We start from the raw sequence: 15,699 nt of genomic DNA, 5'->3' as shown, positions 1-15,699 counted from the left end.
CCGCGCGGTTATATCGTTAGAACAAAAAGTCGCTTCGCCCGGCTCGCGGCGGTCATTAAGATGACACTTCAAAGTCCGGTTCGCCCCGGTTCGTCTACGCGCAGCCCCGCGCCAGCGTCCCGTGAGCCGCTACCGAAGGAGCATTTCGTTGACCAGTTTCGACCATCATCGCCGGCCGCTCGTGATCGGCATCGGCGGCACGACACGCGCGGCGTCGTCGACCGAGCGCGCGCTCGGCTTTGCGCTGCGTGGCGCGGAAGCCGCGGGCGCCAATACCCGCCTGTTCGGCGGCACCTTCCTGCATAGCCTGCCCCACTACGCTCCGGAAAACCCTCAACGCACCGCCGAACAGCTCGAGCTGATCGAAGCCGTGCGCCATGCGGACGCGCTGATCATCGCGACGCCCGGCTATCACGGCGGCGTCTCCGGCCTCGTCAAGAACGCACTCGACACGCTCGAAGAGCTGCGCGCCGACGAACGGCCGTATCTGGATGGCCGCGCGGTCGGCTGTATCGTCACCGCTTATGGCTGGCAGGCTGCCGGCTCGGTGCTGACGTCGCTGCGCTCGATCGTCCACGCGTTGCGCGGCTGGCCGACCCCGTTCGGCGCCGGGATCAACACGCTGGAAACGCGCTTCGACACCGTCGACAGCTGTTCAGACGCCAAGGTGGTCGATCAGCTCGCCACGGTCGGCCAGCAGGCCGCGCAATTCGCCCTCGCGTTCAACGCGCATCGCACGCCGACGGCCGCGCCGCTCGGTAATGCCGTCAAGGAAGCACAGCCCGCCCGGTTGCTGCACGCGGTTTAACGCCTTTTACGTACGACGGCGAGGGCCCACGCGTAGGGGGTCCTCGACGCAATCGCGTTTGCACTAGAGCGACGGTCATTACGCTGCCTCGACGAACCATTCGACGCATGCGTGTGCTTGCCCCCTCGCCCCGCCAACCGCGACATCCCCCAAACATCGTTTTAAGGCCGACAAGCCGCGCCGTGCGCGTTCGAAAGTGCTCGCGTTTCCGCTCGCCCAAACCGTGCGCCACACAACAGACCGCGCTCCCACAACGCCGGATAGTGTGTTCGAGCGCTGCGACTATGGTCCGATCCGGTCTCCTGAAGACCGTTCCCGAACCTCGCTGATTTGCTTACGACGAAAGATTGGTTCACCCGCTGCGCGGCGCGGCCTACGCTTGATCCTGCCCGCTCACCACCGGTTGCCTGACGCACAGGGTTGCGTCCCGCGCGCCGGCTCCTTAGCAATACACGCGGGCACACTCACTGCCACGACCATGAATTCAAATATCCGCTACAAGGGCTACGAAGTCGCACCGGCTGCGCAACGACTGCCCAACGGCCTGTTCGCCGCCAACCTGACCATCGAAAAAACGTCTGCAAGCCACGGCCAGGCTTACTCGTTCGATGCACTCGACTACTTCTTCGACGAAGAGCACGCGCTCGCCTATGCGTTCCGCTGGGGACGCATGTGGATCGACAGCCGGCAATAACACGCCGGCAGACTCATCAGATAGCGTCCAGGCGGTCACGCCGGTCTCGCGTGCAGAAATATGTAGAAGGACGATTGGTCCGCGAGTCAGTCAACGCGGACCACCTTGCGCCACCCGGCGTCGATTTTTAAGCGGCTGTGCCAGAATAGGCGACACCTCGATTAAAGGAGACGCCTGCAATGACATGGACCGTCGATCAACAGTTGGCCCTAACCGCAACCGAAGCGGTCGCCGCGATCCAGTCCGGGCGCCTCAAAGCCGCCGACTATATGGCCACGCTACTGGCGCGCGCGGCGTCGCTCTCCAGCCTCAATGCGCTCACCACGCTCGACCTCGACGGCGCACTGGCCGCAGCGCAGCGCATCGACGCCTTGCCGCCCGAAGTAAAAGCGCAATTGCCGCTCGCCGGTTTGCCCATCGTCGTGAAGGACAACATCAACACGGCCGGCCTGCAGACCTCGGCGGGCACGCCCGCGTTGGAAGGCTTCGTGCCGAAGACAAACGCGCCTTCGGTACAACGGCTTCTCGATGCCGGCGCGATCATCCTCGGCAAAGCCAACATGCACGAACTCGCGTTCGGCATCACCAGCACGAACTTCGCCACACACGCCGGGCCGGTGCGCAATCCGTACGACCCCACGCTGATTCCCGGCGGCTCATCGGGCGGCACCGCCGCCGCGATCGCCGCGCGCATCGTGCCCGCGGGTCTGGGCACCGACACCGGCGGCTCGACTCGCATTCCGGCTGCGTTGACAGGCATTGCGGGATTTCGTCCGTCGGTTGGTAACGGCGGTGCCGAACGGCGTTATCACGACCCGGACGCCGTCGTGCCGATCAGCCATACGCGCGATACGGTCGGGCCGATGGCACGCACGGTTGCCGACATCGCGTTGCTCGACGGCGTGATCACCGGAGCCGGAGCGTTGCCAGCACTCACGCTGAACGGTTTGCGCATCGGCCTGCCCGAGCCGCTCTGGGAAGGGCTCGAAAAGCAGGTGGAAGACGTCGCGCACGCCGCCTTGCGCCGCCTCGAAGCCGCCGGCGTCATCTTCGTACCTGTAGCGATGAGTGAACTGGAGACCTTGAACGGCCACGTCGGCGGACCGATCGCAATCCACGAGCCGCGCGAGGACGTGCTCGCGTGGCTCGTCGCCAATAACGCACCGGTAAAGACCGTCAGAGAAATGGCAGCCCGCATCGCGAGCCCGGACGTGCGCGCGATCTACGACGGCGTGCTCGCCGACGTACTCGGCGCTCATTACGACGCAGCGCTGAAGCAGTGGCGGCCGCGCTTGCAGCAGTATGTCGCGGCGACTTTCGCCGATGAGCGTCTCGATGCGCTGCTGTTCCCGACCACGCGCCTCGCCGCGGTGCTGATCGACGACCTGAACGGCTCGTCGACGGTATCGATCGATGGCGCCGCGCCAATCGATACGATGGACGCGTTCCTGCGCAATACCGACCCGGCCAGCACATCCGGCATTCCGGGCTTGTCGCTGGCGGCGGGGATGACTGCCGGCGGCCTGCCGGTCGGCCTGGAACTGGATGGCCCGCTCGGCGATGACCGGCGGCTGCTGGCGATCGGAGTGGCCTTCGAGCAATTGCTCGGCGTGCTGCCGGCGCCGGTGCTCTGACGGTTCTGAAAATGCCGTCGAAGGTGCCGTTGAAGATGCCATTGAAGATGTCGCTGAACACGCCAGTAAAAAAATGCCGATCCGCATGCCGATAACCATGCTCAAATCCGCCCGCCTTCGCCAAACTATTCTGCGCACCGCCGCCGCATTGGCGGTCGCCTTCACCGCCGCCTCCTGCGCGCGCCTTGCCGCAGTCGATTCGAACGCGCTCTGGAAAATCGTCGATATGCGCTGCGTACCGTCGCAACAGGCCACCGGCACGCCGGGCCAATGCACGGTTGTCGATCTCGACAAACGCTATGCGATCCTGAAGGATATTGTCGGCCGCTCACAGCATCTGCTGATTCCGACCGACCGCGTCACCGGCATAGAAAGTCCGTTCGTGCTTGCGCCGAATGCACCGGACTACTGGGACGATGCGTGGGTGTCGCGGCTGTACGTCGAGAAGTCCGTCAAGCGATCCTTGCCCGACAATCAACTCGGCCTTGAGATCAACTCGCAATTCCGCCGCACGCAAAACCAGTTGCATATCCATATCGATTGCATGAACAGCAAGGTGAGCAACGCCTTGGCGCGTCACGCGAACGACACGCCTGGCGAATGGCGTTGGGATACGCTCGACGGCCAGCGCTACCGGATCATGCGCGTCACCTCACTCACTCAGGCGAGCAATCCGTTTCTCATCGTCGCGCGTGATAACAAAGACGCTGCAGCGATGGCCATGCAAACTATTCTCGTAACGGGTGCCGGGCCATCCGCGGAGAAAGACGGCTGGCTCGTCGTGAATAGCAGTCTCGATGCCGACAACGGCAGCGGCTCGGCGGAAGGCTTGCTCGATCACGCTTGCCACGTCGCGGACGATAAATAAGCGTCTTTTACCGATTGCCCGAACAGGATCCGCGAGGACCTTGCACGGCGCTCTGCGCGCTGCGCGATAGCGGCCTGGCGCTGCGCAAGGGCTGGCGATATGTCCCTCCGCTTTTGCACGTATTTGCAGATGCATTGCTGAACAAAATGGTTCTAGTCGCGTGAATTGGTCCGTAGGATCGGTCTAAACCTGCATTTCGACCGATCCAGCCGATGGCGATTTATCTCGACGACACGCAACGTAAAGCACTCGCCAAACAGGCTACAAGCTGGACATGGCGCACCCAATGGCCGACGTGGCTGCTGATCGCCACGATCTACGGAGGATGGTTCGGTGTGGCGATGCATGCGAGCGTACTCGGCCTGCCGCTGACCATTGCGCTGCTGGCGTTGCTGGGTGCGTGGTACATGTCTCTGCAACATGAGTTGCTGCACGGCCATCCGACGCGGTCGCCGTTCTTCAACGCACTATTAGGATTCGCGCCGCTCGCGGTGTGGTTTCCGTACAGCGTCTATCGTGATTCGCATCTTCAACATCACGACGATCCGCATCTGACACTTCCTGAGCGCGATCCCGAAAGCTACTTCGTCAGTCAGCGCGTTTGGCAACGCGCGGGTCTGGCGATTCGCGCGCTGCTGACCTTCCGCAATACGTTTACTGGCCGACTCATAGTAGGGCCGGCTTTTTCCATAGCGGCAACCGGTGTCGATGAACTCCGCAGTATCAAACGCGGCGATTTGCGTCATGTGCCGATGTGGGTCGCGCATCTGGTTGCGTTAGCCGCGCTGACGGTGTGGCTTCAACGCGTTTGCGGAATCCCTGCCTGGGCCTTTATCGTTGGCGCGGGTTATGGGTCGTTGTCGTTAGGTTCGATCCGTTCGTTTCAGGAACATCGGGTGGCACATGCTCACGAGCATCGCACCGTCATCAACGAAGCGGGATGGTTTTGGCGGCTGCTGTTTCTGAACAACAACTATCATCTCGTGCATCACGACTTGCCTCATGTTCCGTGGTTTGCACTTCGGGCGGTTTATGAAACGTCCCGGCAGCAGTACATAGAACGCTCGGGAGGGTTTCTCGTACACGGTTACAGCGAATGGCTCAAACTTTATACGTTCGCTTCAGTTGCGCCTCCGGTTTATGGGGACCTGTCTGGAGCGGCTATTCAGGGCGCAGGACGCACGACACCCGCGGTACGTTTAGCACATAGGCCCACGAGCGGGGATTCTCTCCACTGGTAATACAGTCATTCGCGAAGATCGCGCGGGACTTTTACGCCAGATGCGCGGGCCCCTGTGGTTTTTTCGCGACCGCTTCGCCATCCAGCTATGGCACCAGGTACATCCATCAAGCCTTGGCGGGGACACAGAAATCATCACACCAAACACCCGATTTGCATCCGCTGCGAGCCTCGATACCCTAAGGAAGCACGTCAGCGTTCCCAACGTTCGGCGTGTGTGTTTGTTCGCCGCAGCATTGCCTGCGGCTTTTTTTTTTAGCATTGCCCACGCATCGGCCACTGCCTCAGGTCACGGGGTAACACTTCTTAAGTTTCCCTTCAGCCCCCAAGGGTAAATTAATTCCACACTATCATTCGCCGCTCATTGCGACTCAGTCCAGCTATACGCCCGGCAGTGCATGCACGCGTACATAAAAAGATTGAGGGACTTCATGCCACAAGGAAATACAGGTGGTGCCACCATGGTGGATGCCCGCGCAACTTACGTGCTTGAACTGGCACGAGGCTGTTCATACATCAGCAGCACTTTGAGTCCGGAAACGCGGGACAGCGCTATCGCTGAAGTTCTTGGCGAATTTCGCGAACTGTACGGCGAACAGGAAGGAATCCTCTTTCAGAGACTGCTTGCTGAGGATCTGCAGCGTCGAGGCAGGCCGAACGCCGCCGCGGCAGTTCTCGCCTTCAAATTCATCAGCCCGTGAGGGTGGCCAGCTCGTCTCCGCTGGACGTCTATCACTTCTGCCGTTGATTCGAGTAGAACACTCCTGAATATTGCTGGCGACAGAAAGGCCGAGCCATGGCTAGGCTACTTATTCAATGGAGATCAGAGGTGCGACTCCCCTTCAGGTCGCCCTTCTCCATTCGGGTCTGGTATTTGCTCACTGGTTCGGGACTTGCCAGCCGTGATCGCCGCCATTCCGCCGACGCGATGTCCGGCGCGTTTCGCCTTGAGCAGACGTTCAGCACAGCGGCAATGCGAAGCACTCGCCAAACCGACTTCATACGAGGCAAATCCATGGCCATCAGGAAAACCTCAGGCAAATCGAAACGTCCAGTCGCGCGAGGTAAAGCGGGACGCCCGCCACGCCAGCGGCATGCGCAGGCGCACGCGGCTCATCGCGCGAAGACCGCCAAACGCGGCGCCACGAAGAGCGAACAGAAATGGTCGCATCATGTGATGGAAACCAGCGACGCGATGGACATTGAGCACAACATTTTCAAAACCGGGAACGCGCAGTCGATCGCAGAGTCGCTGAAACGTTCGTCGACGCAAAGCCGCCGCCGCAAGGGCTCGCCGTTCCAGTCCGCGATGTCGATGCTCAACTTTTACATCAATCGTGCCGGCAGAAATCTGCCGAAGGAGCGCCGCGATACGTTGCAACAGGCCAAGCGCAAGTTACGTGAACTGTTCGGGCGCGCGCCTTGAAGTGCCACCGCGGGCACGATCGTGCGCGACACATTCACTGGGCTGAGGCAGTACGTTCTGCGTCTCCAATGGAGGCAGGATGGTTGTTGCCGGTCACTTGAGCGTAGGAGGAAATCATGCCCTCATACTCGACTACACGACCGATTCACCGGCTAGGGCTTCCGGACCATCCCGTCCACAGCGTTGCTCCAGGTACCAAGTCGCCGGCGCCGAACGTTCGCGCGTTCATCGCGAACCAGTTCGGCGCTGAGCTATCTCACTGGGCCCGAACTTCGATGGAGACCCGCCTGTCCGGTTGCAGGCAAGCGATGACTGCCCTGCTCCCGCCGTCCGGACATTGAGTTGTTGAATCACGGGCCCCTACTCCCGTCGCATGAATCACCTCACCGTTAAGCCCATGATTGATCATGTATTCGCGTATCGTCTCCGCACGGGCCAGTGACAACGACTGGTTGACCGCATCCGGCCCGATGCGGTCGGTATGGCCTACCACCGAAATGGACTGAACACCGCTTCGTTGCTTGATACGCGCGATGACCTGCTCGAGGTTGGCCGCGCCGCCCGGCAAAATCGAAGCCAGACTGGACTGGCCGAAAGCAAACAGGGCATCGGTTTGCAACACGAACTGATCAACCGTTTGCGCCACAGGTGCGGCCGGCTGCGTGGCCGCCGCTGCTGGTGCATCCGGCGCGCCACCGCACGCGAAGGTCAGCCGCCTCGTGACATCGGATTCGTCATTATCCGGCAGGAGGCGTCCGACTTTCTGCACTGGGCGAACCGGTTCTCCCTGACAAATCCGCTGGGCCACCTTCATGCAGGTCGCAGGTCCTTCGAATATCCCATGACATTCGACCTGATGAAGCCGCGAGCCGTCCGCGGCCGTGACCGTATATGCGTTAAACGTCGGCCCGGAAGCACTCGAACATCCCGCAAGAAAAACCAGGCTCAGCGATAAACTCCATCCAGAAAGCTGCTTCATTGTGTTCTCCATACTATTTTTTCGTACGTCCGGTTCGGCGCACGATCGATCACGTTGTCCGCACTTGAGCGAAGGCGTCTGCGCTCTACCATTGCATCGCCGCACCCATCCCGAAGGTTGTGCCACCGGGGCTCATACCGACGCCGGCTTTCATCTTGATGTTCTCGGTGATACGCGCGGTTCCGCCCATCGCGACGGCCTGATAGCCGCGGAAGCCCGCCGTGCCGATGCCAAATGACAACGTCTTGTCCTTGTCGACCTCCGGAATCATCGTCAATGCCGTCGCTGCGGCGATGCCGGAATAGGCATTGCGCGCGACGGAGTTGATTCCCGACTGCAGTTGGTCCACCCGTTGGTCGGTATAGGCATTGGCCTGCGCGAGCCCGGCATTGAGCTGGTCCACGTTGACTGCGTCCGTCCCCTGGGTTCCCGCAGCCACATTTGCCACCTGCCGCGTATCGTTAAGTGAGCCGACGGATACCACGTTGCTTCGGCCTCCGTCCGTGCTATTCGAACCCAGCGCCACCGAGTTATTCCCGCTCGCGGCCGCGCCGACGCCAACCGCGGTCGCGCCATTCGCGCTGGCTTGCGAGCTGTTGCCGACCGCCGTGCTATTCGAGCCGGAAGCTACCGAGCCCTGCCCGCCCGCCGAAGAATTCGAACCCGTGGACGCGGGTGAAGAACCAGGAGTGGACGAGAAGGGAGCACCGCCGCCACCGCCCCCGTTTTGGTTATTGATCAGCGTGGTCAACTGCGTGGTGACTGCGGCAAGCTGGCTTACGTTCACTGCGTCGGTTCCGGCCTTGCCGGCTGCCACGCCGGTGATCTGCCGATTGCCGATATTGACCTCGCCCGCGGACGACTGCGGACTGCTCAACCCGTACGCAATGTAGTTGCTCAACGCGCCAACCGTGGTCACCGATCCAGCGCCCAGCGCAACGCTGTTTGCCATCGACGCGCTCGCGCCTGAACCCATCGCGACCGCATCAATGGCGCTGCTTTGGGCCCCCGAGCCGATAGCAATGCCGCCTGCATTCGCAGCCTTCGCATTCGCCCCTTGTGCAATCGACTGGGCGCCGCTTGCGATAGAGCCGCTGCCGAGCGCAATCGCGTCGGCCTGTGCCGCGTTCGAGCTTTCGCCAATCGCGACGCCGCCCGGCGCCGTCGCGTCGACGATGGCGCCGTTGCCGATGCCCACGCCGTTGTCACCGTTGACCACCGTCGTCGGTCCGACCGCAATCGACTGCGCGCCGACCGCCAGCGAATCCGCCGCCGTCGAATTCGCGTGGAAGTACATCTGTCCGGTCACGGCGAACGACGACAGCGCACCCGCAAGCTGCCTGATGGTGACCGCATCCTGTGCCTGCGTGCCGTCCGCGACATTGGTCAACTGACGATACGTGTTGCCGGCCGCGCTGCCGAAAGAGACTGCGCCGAGCAGCGTTTGATCCGACGTGTTGAAGGGAATCGCATGGGTGCCATTCGCAATCGAACCGATGCCGGACAGGACCGCGCGATTGGACACCGATCCCGAGCCGATCGCGACCCCGCCGGCCACCGAGGCGCTCGACTGAGCGCCCAGCGCAAGCGCGTTGTCCGCCTGTGCGGCAGCACCGTTGCCGCCAGCGAAGCTGCTCACGCCGGCGGCCGTCGCCCCCACGCCCGCCGCCAACGCATTGGCGCCGGTGGCGCCATCGTTGTTGTAGTTGCCACCCTGCGTGCCGCCATCGTTGACGCTGTAGTAGTGCGTCTTGCTGGCCGTCACTACGCTGGCGAGGCTGCCGACCGCCTGATCCGTCGCGTACAGCTGCGAACCGTTCACTGCATCGGTACTGGTCGCGTTCACCCGGCCCGCCGCCACGTTCGTCACCGTGCGCTCGTTGCCTGCGCTGCCCACGCTCACCGTGCTCGTCGGAGCAGTCCCAGCGTATGTGTAGGCCGTGCCGTTGATCGTGTCGCCGGTCGTTGCTACTGCCGCAGCCGTAGTCGAGCCACTGCCCAGCGCAACGGCATTGGCGTTGTTGGCCACCGCGCCCTGACCCAGGGCCGTGCTGTTGGCGCCGGCCGCGGTGGCGGCTACGCCTGCCGCAAGCGCGTTGGTGCCGGTGGCGCCGTCGTCGGCGTAGTTGGCACCCTGAGTACCGCCGTCGTTGACGCTGTAGTAGTGCGTCTTGTTGGCGGTGATCGTCGTGGACAGACTGCTGACTGCCTGATCGGTCGCATACAGCTGCGAGCCGTTCACCGCGTCGGTACTGGTCGCGCTCACCCGGCCTGCCGCTACGTTGGTCACCGTGCGCTCGTTACCCACGCTGCCCACGCTTACCGTGCTGGTCGGAGCAGTCCCGGCGTACGTGTAGGCCGTGCCATTGATCGTGACGCCTGTCGTCACCACCGCCGCGGCGGTTGTCGATGCGCTGCCCAGCGCCACGCTATTGGCGAACGTCGAGCTCGCCCCTGCGCCAAGCGCTACGGCGTCCGTGGCGCTACTCTGCGCGCCTGAGCCCACAGCCACGCCGCCCTGATTAGCGGCATTCGCGTTGGCGCCTTGCGCGATCGACTGCGCACCGCTCGCCACCGCGCCGCTGCCGAGCGCCATCGCGTCGGCCGCGGCCGAATGCGTTTGCTGGCCAATTGCGAGCCCGCCGGGCGCCGTCGCATCGACCACTGCCCCGTTGCCGACACCGACGCCGTTGTCTCCATTGACGACGGTCGTCGGTCCGACGGCGATCGACTGCGCGCCCACCGCCAGCGAATCGGCCGCCGTCGAATTCGCGTGAAAATAGTTCGTGCCCGTCACCGAGAACGATGACAATGCGCCCGCGAGTTGCCTGACGGTGACTGCGTCTTGCGCCTGCGTGCCGTCAGCGACATTGGTCAACTGACGGTAGGCCGTGCTACTGCCGACGGACACCGCACCCAGCAAAGTCTCGTCGGAGGTATTGAACGGAATCGCGTGAGAGCCGTTGGCGATCGATCCGACTCCGGGCAGAACCGTGCGATCTGAAACCGATCCCGATCCGATCGCCACGCCACCGACGACCGAAGCCGTCGCCTGCAGGCCGAATGCTGTTGCGTTGTTTGCCAACGCCTGGGCACCGTTGCCCAGTGCCGTACTGCTTACCCCCGAAGCCAGAGCGCCGACGCCCGCAGCCAGCGCGTCGGTGCCGGTGGCGCCGTCGTTGGCGTAGTTGGCCCCCTGAGTGCCAGCGTCGTTGACGCTGTAGTAGTGCGTCTTGTTGGCGGTTACCGTCGAGGACAGCGCGTCGACCGCCTGATCGGTCGCGTACAACTGCGAGCCGTTCACCGCGTCGGTACTGGCCGAATTCAACTGGCCCGCGGCAACATTCGTCACGGTGCGCTCGGCACCCGCTTTGCCGACGCTGACCGTGCTCGCCGGCGTAGTGCCGGCAAACGTGTAGGCGGTGCCGTTGATCGTCGCGCCTGGCGTTCCCACCGCGGCGGCCGTCGTGCTTCCTGCACCCAGGGCCACCGCGCCGGCGTTGGTGACCGTGGCGCCAGAGCCGATCGCAACGCCTTGCGTCGCCGCGGCCGACACCGTTGCGGCATCGCCCAGGGCGACGGAACCGGCATTGTTCGCTTGCGATGCGTTGCCCAGCGCGACAGAACCCTGGCCAGTTGCTGTATTGGCATTGCCGAGCGCCACCGCGCCCTGGCCGTTGGACGTATTGTTCGCACCCATGGTTATCGCACCGGTCCCGATCGCCGAGTTCGGATCGCCGATGGCAACCGCGCCGTTGCCGCTGGCCGTATTGCCCACGCCGATTGACACGGCCTTGCCGCCTGTAGCGGTGGCCGTCTGACCAATCGCTATGGCGCCGGCTGTGTTCGCGGTTGCCCCGGTACCCTGGGCGATCGAATTGCCGCCGGTGGCCTGGGCCCCATTACCCATGGCAATGTCGTTGGCCGTCGTCGGTGTGCCGCTCACGCCGGCTACCGCATTCAGGCCCTGGGCGATTGAATCATTGCCGAAGGCATTGGCAACCGGCCCCACTGCAATCGCGTCGGTGCCGGTGGGAACGCTGTCCGCCAGCACCGAATTGGTGTGGAAATATTTGATCCCGTCGCCATTGTTGATGTTGGAGATCGCTGTGGTATTGGCCGTGACTTGCTGGTTGGTGGCGAACAGCTGGGAGCCGTTCACCGCATCCGTGCTCGTCGCGTTCAGTGCAGCCGGCGCCATGTTGGTAATCGTCACCGGGGATCCAGCTCCCACGCCGCCAGTCGCACCGAGGGTGATCTTCGTGCCACCAGCCGCGTCGTACTTGACCGCGACATTGGCCGTGTTGTCGATATTCGTATTCAGCGCGGTCAACGCACCGGCGACCGTCGTCTGCGCCGTCGGTCCGCTTACGGCCCCGGTACTGCTGACGCTGTTGATCGGCTGGCTAAAGCCCGTGAGATCGCCGGTCGCTGCGCTATAGCTGGCGCCGCCGCCCAATGTGCCCGCTGTCGACGTGCCGAGGTTATTGACGCCGGTGACGACCGTATTCAGTTGCGAGCCGTTGATAGCATCGGTGCTGGCAGCCGAGATCACGCCTGCCGCCACGTTCTGCAGTTGTCGTTCCTGCCCCGCCGAGCCGACCGACACCACGCCATTGGCCGCGCTCGCGATGCCGGCCGCCGTGCCGCCATAGAGCGCAGTGGTACCCGCGTGCGGTGCTGCGGTTGTACTTCCCGCACCCAGCGCCACGTCGTTCGCGTTGCTTGCCGTAGCACTCGGTCCGATTGCGACACTGTTGGTGCCCAGCGCCTGGCTGTCCGGTGCGCTCGAGTTAGCGTGGAAGTACTTGATGCCCGGCGTCGTGCCGCCACCGGTCAAGGCGTTGACCAGGTTCTGCACTGAGGTATAGGTGCTGCCGCCGTAGTTCAGGCTGGTGGTCAACGCACCGGTCGTGGTGTTATAGGTGCTGCCACCTCCCAGGCCGGAGGCCACACTGTTGCCCAGACCGGTTACCTGGCCGCTCAGCGTGTGGCCCACGTTGTACAACTGGCTGCCGTTCACCGCATCGGTGCTGGTGGCGCTCACCTCGCCGTCGGCCAGTTGGGTAATCTGGCGCTGACCGACCGCCACCGCACCGTTGGTCGGCGCCTGGTGTACGGTGAAAGTCTGGCCGTTCACCACGGCATTGGCCGTCGTGTAGGTGGTGGTCGCGTCCGCTCCATTGCTGGTCGTGCCGTTACCGAGCGCGACATCCCCCGCGCCGTTGGCCACCGCCCCCGAACCCACCGCTGTGCTGTTGGTGCCGGTCGCCGTTGGCGCCGTATATGTGGTCGGATTACCGGTGATCCACCTGTTTGCCGCCGAGGTGGTCGAGCTGGTCAACTGACTGACGTTCACCGCATCAGTTGGATTGACCCCCGCGGCAAGGTTGGTGATAGTGACGCCGCCCGCGGGTGCGCCCACGCCGCCGGTCGCACCGAGGGTGATCTTCGTGCCACCCGCCGCGTCGTACTTGACCGCGATATTCGCCGTGTTATCTATATTCGTGTTCAGCGCAGTCAAAGCACCCGCAACCGTCGTCTGCGCCGTGGGTCCGGTCACGGCCCCGGTACCGCTGACACTGTTGATCGGCTGGCTAAAGCCGGTGAGGTTGCCGGTCGCCGCGCTATAGCTGGCGCCGCCGCCCAATGTGCTCGCTGTCGACGTGCCCAGGTTATTGACGCCGGTGACAACCGTATTCAGTTGCGAGCCGTTGATTGCGTCGGTGCTGGCAGCCGAAATCACACCCGCCGCCACGTTCTGCAGTTGCCGCTCTTTGCCCGCCGAGCCGACCGACACCACGCCATTGGCCGCGCTCGCGATGCCGGCCGCCGTGCCGCCATAAAGCGCAGTGGTGCCCGTATGCGGCGCTGCGGTGGTACTGCCCGCACCCAACGCGACGTCGTTCGCGTTGCTGGCTGAAGCGCCGGCACCCAGCGCGATCGCTTTGGCCTGGTTGGCCACCGCCGAATCGCCTAACGCCAACGCGCTCGCGCCGTTCGCGTTGCTCGCGTTGCCCAGCGCGACCGCGCCTTGACCATTGGCGGTATTGCCGTTGCCCTGCGCTACCGCGCCATCGCCCGTGGCGGTATTGTTCGCGCCCACGGCGACAGCACCATTACCGGTCGCGGTATTGGGATCGCCAATCGCGACCGCGCCGTTGCCGCTGGCAGTCTGCGCCTGACCGAGCGCCACTGCGCCCGTCCCACCAAGTACCTGAGAGTTATGGCCGCCGGCGAACGAACCCGCGCCGGCGGCGGCAGCGACGGTGCTGCCGTCGCCGATGGCAACCGTGGAGGCGGCGAGCGCACTTGCGGCATTGCCGATGGCAGAGGCATTGGTCGCGTTAGCCGTCGCGGAGGTACCCATGGCGAGGGCATCGGTATTGGCTCCCGTCTGAGCCGAATCGCCTATCGCAATGGACGACGAGCCAGCCGAGCTTGCGCCGGAGCCGATCGCAATCGCGCGAATGCCCGACGCCGCGGCGCCTGCCACCGTCGCCGGGCTAGACGCGCCGCCTTCCGCAACGGTATCGGATGACCCCAACGCTATTGAATTAGCACCGGTGGCTTGTGAGCCGTTCATCATGCCGAGCGCGTTGAGCCCTGAGGCGACAGCGCCCGCTCCCAAAGCAACGGCATTTTGTGCCGTGGCTTTGGACACTGTGCCGGCGGCCAGTGAAGAGGGACCGGACGCAGTCACGTCCGTGCCAATGCCAATCGCCCCCGCCGCCGTTGCGCCCGTCCCTGCGACGGCACGCGGCCCGAGATAAACGGCGTTGAGGCCGCTGGCGATCGACTGAAAGCCGACAGCGACGGCATGCGTCCCGGAGGCTGTGGCGATATAACCGATCCCGACGGCTGCCGGCCCGCTTACCACCGACTGGAAGCCAATCGCGGTGGCATAGTCGGCGTTAGAGGTAACGTCGGTGCCAATGGCAATGGACGCCGTTCCCGTCGAACCGGTGCCCGCGGCGGTGCGCGCCCCCAGATAAAGGGAGTTTGCACCGGTGGCGCTGGCTCCCGAGCCAACGGCTATACCGTTGGTTTGCGAACCAGTGGCTCCGCTGCCCAATGCGACGGCGCCCGACGCGGCAGCGTTGGCGCTCGCACCCAGCGCAACGCCGTTATCTCCAGTTGCCTTCGCCAAGGGGCCGACAGCAGTCGACTGGTTGCCGCTCGAGACAGCGTCAACGCCAATCCCGATGGCCGCCGAGCCGCTAGCGGTGACATCCGTGCCGATGCCGATCGCAGACTGCGCGGTCGCGCCGGTGCCCGGAGCAGTGCGCGCGCCCATGTAAATGGCGTTGATACCATTGGCGATGGCCTGAAAGCCGAAGGACAAGGCATTAATGCCTGTACTGCTGGCCCCATAACCTACCGCGGTGGCTCCGCCGCCAGAGGCGGTAGACTGTTGGCCCACGCACGTCGTGCTGCCACTATAGAAGTTATAGGGCGCCGACGCGCAGCTCAGCTGCGCCTGCGCCTGCGCGCCCCATCCCCCCACGCCAATCAGCAACAGAATGCTCAGGACACGCGGACTCGAACCGTGCGACACCGCGGCACCCTGCTCGCCACTGCGTGCGTCGCATATAGAAGCAGCCGCTCCCGACTTTCCCTTGCCGCGCGACGTGTCCAACTCCGACGCGGCTACGAAGGCTCCCAGCGCCTTGTTCCAGATGGTCCGATATGCTTTGTTCATGTCGTTGCCTCACCAGATAATTGAAATGAGAAGTTCATAAGCACGAGCGTGTGCATGCATCCCATTTATTCAGGATGCCTATTTGTAGTGTTTAAAATGTCTCGCTACGGCGCGCGTTGCTTTAGCGTTGGAACTGCGGCAAGTTGCTTCCGCCCTCGGTGAATCACGAATTCTGAGCGCGAGCGAATACCCATGCAGACGAGGCAATTCGCATGACTAAGTAGACAATGAGGGTCGGTCAGATGGCCGATTTTCGGCGAGCTGGCCGCTGAGACGATCGACGAATGACTGGGTTATGAAGGCCCGAAGGGGTGTAGCAGAGGAAAGGCGGTCGCGTGGCGGAGCGCC

9 protein-coding genes are annotated in these 15,699 nt (G+C 63.6%); 7 read left to right on the top strand and 2 right to left on the bottom strand.

The genetic code is table 11. The features are described 5' to 3' along the window. Nucleotides 1–148 precede the first annotated feature (148 nt). The 7 genes from KHO33_RS01405 to KHO33_RS01375 all read left to right on the top strand — a co-directional run bounded on the left by KHO33_RS01405 (nt 149) and on the right by KHO33_RS01375 (nt 6,670). Nucleotides 149–808 carry an NADPH-dependent FMN reductase gene (locus KHO33_RS01405; RefSeq protein WP_054035960.1) on the top strand — a complete coding sequence of 220 codons (660 nt, stop codon included), beginning with the start codon at nt 149–151 and terminating at the stop codon, nt 806–808. Between the two features lie 478 nt (nt 809–1,286). Next, entirely contained in the window at nt 1,287–1,502 is a 216-nt protein-coding gene (locus KHO33_RS01400) for a hypothetical protein (RefSeq protein ID WP_054035959.1), read from the top strand. Between the two features lie 179 nt (nt 1,503–1,681). Next, nucleotides 1,682–3,136: an indoleacetamide hydrolase gene (iaaH, locus tag KHO33_RS01395; RefSeq protein ID WP_200561917.1), complete on the top strand. Its 1,455-nt coding sequence runs from the start codon at nt 1,682–1,684 to the stop codon at nt 3,134–3,136. 97 nt (nt 3,137–3,233) lie between these two features. After that, entirely contained in the window at nt 3,234–4,004 is a 771-nt protein-coding gene (locus tag KHO33_RS01390; RefSeq protein WP_200561918.1) for a CDP-diacylglycerol diphosphatase, read from the top strand. 212 nt (nt 4,005–4,216) lie between these two features. Further along, nucleotides 4,217–5,245, top strand: coding sequence for a fatty acid desaturase (locus KHO33_RS01385; RefSeq protein ID WP_200561919.1), 1,029 nt, complete (start codon nt 4,217–4,219; stop codon nt 5,243–5,245). A 430-nt stretch (nt 5,246–5,675) separates the two neighbouring features. After that, nucleotides 5,676–5,945, top strand: coding sequence for a hypothetical protein (locus tag KHO33_RS01380; protein WP_054036086.1), 270 nt, complete (start codon nt 5,676–5,678; stop codon nt 5,943–5,945). Nucleotides 5,946–6,259: 314 nt separating this feature from the next. Next, entirely contained in the window at nt 6,260–6,670 is a 411-nt protein-coding gene (locus KHO33_RS01375) for a DUF3175 domain-containing protein (RefSeq protein ID WP_200561920.1), read from the top strand. 256 nt (nt 6,671–6,926) lie between these two features. Here KHO33_RS01375 and KHO33_RS01370 read toward each other — a convergent pair whose 3' ends face one another. Both KHO33_RS01370 and KHO33_RS01365 read right to left on the bottom strand, forming a co-directional pair. Further along, nucleotides 6,927–7,649, bottom strand: coding sequence for an OmpA family protein (locus KHO33_RS01370; protein WP_201126542.1), 723 nt, complete (start codon nt 7,647–7,649; stop codon nt 6,927–6,929). An 85-nt stretch (nt 7,650–7,734) separates the two neighbouring features. Continuing rightward, nucleotides 7,735–15,351, bottom strand: a complete 7,617-nt coding sequence (locus KHO33_RS01365; RefSeq protein WP_200561924.1) for an ESPR-type extended signal peptide-containing protein — start codon at nt 15,349–15,351, stop codon at nt 7,735–7,737. Nucleotides 15,352–15,699: the final 348 nt, after the last annotated feature.

Origin of the sequence: Paraburkholderia nemoris (assembly GCF_905221015.1) — a bacterium.
Taxonomy (GTDB): domain Bacteria; phylum Pseudomonadota; class Gammaproteobacteria; order Burkholderiales; family Burkholderiaceae; genus Paraburkholderia; species Paraburkholderia nemoris.
Note: the sequence above shows the minus strand (reverse complement) of the source record. Positions and strands in the feature narration are given on the sequence as shown.

Excerpts from the sequence above, each read along its gene's own strand:
- KHO33_RS01370 (WP_201126542.1), bottom strand. The coding sequence starts at position 7,649 with ATGAAGCAGCTTTCTGGATGGAGTTTATCGCTGAGCCTGGTTTTTCTT.
- KHO33_RS01400 (WP_054035959.1), top strand. The coding sequence starts at position 1,287 with ATGAATTCAAATATCCGCTACAAGGGCTACGAAGTCGCACCGGCTGCG.
- KHO33_RS01390 (WP_200561918.1), top strand. The coding sequence starts at position 3,234 with ATGCTCAAATCCGCCCGCCTTCGCCAAACTATTCTGCGCACCGCCGCC.
- KHO33_RS01380 (WP_054036086.1), top strand. The coding sequence starts at position 5,676 with ATGCCACAAGGAAATACAGGTGGTGCCACCATGGTGGATGCCCGCGCA.
- iaaH (WP_200561917.1), top strand. The coding sequence starts at position 1,682 with ATGACATGGACCGTCGATCAACAGTTGGCCCTAACCGCAACCGAAGCG.
- KHO33_RS01365 (WP_200561924.1), bottom strand. The coding sequence starts at position 15,351 with ATGAACAAAGCATATCGGACCATCTGGAACAAGGCGCTGGGAGCCTTC.
- KHO33_RS01385 (WP_200561919.1), top strand. The coding sequence starts at position 4,217 with ATGGCGATTTATCTCGACGACACGCAACGTAAAGCACTCGCCAAACAG.
- KHO33_RS01375 (WP_200561920.1), top strand. The coding sequence starts at position 6,260 with ATGGCCATCAGGAAAACCTCAGGCAAATCGAAACGTCCAGTCGCGCGA.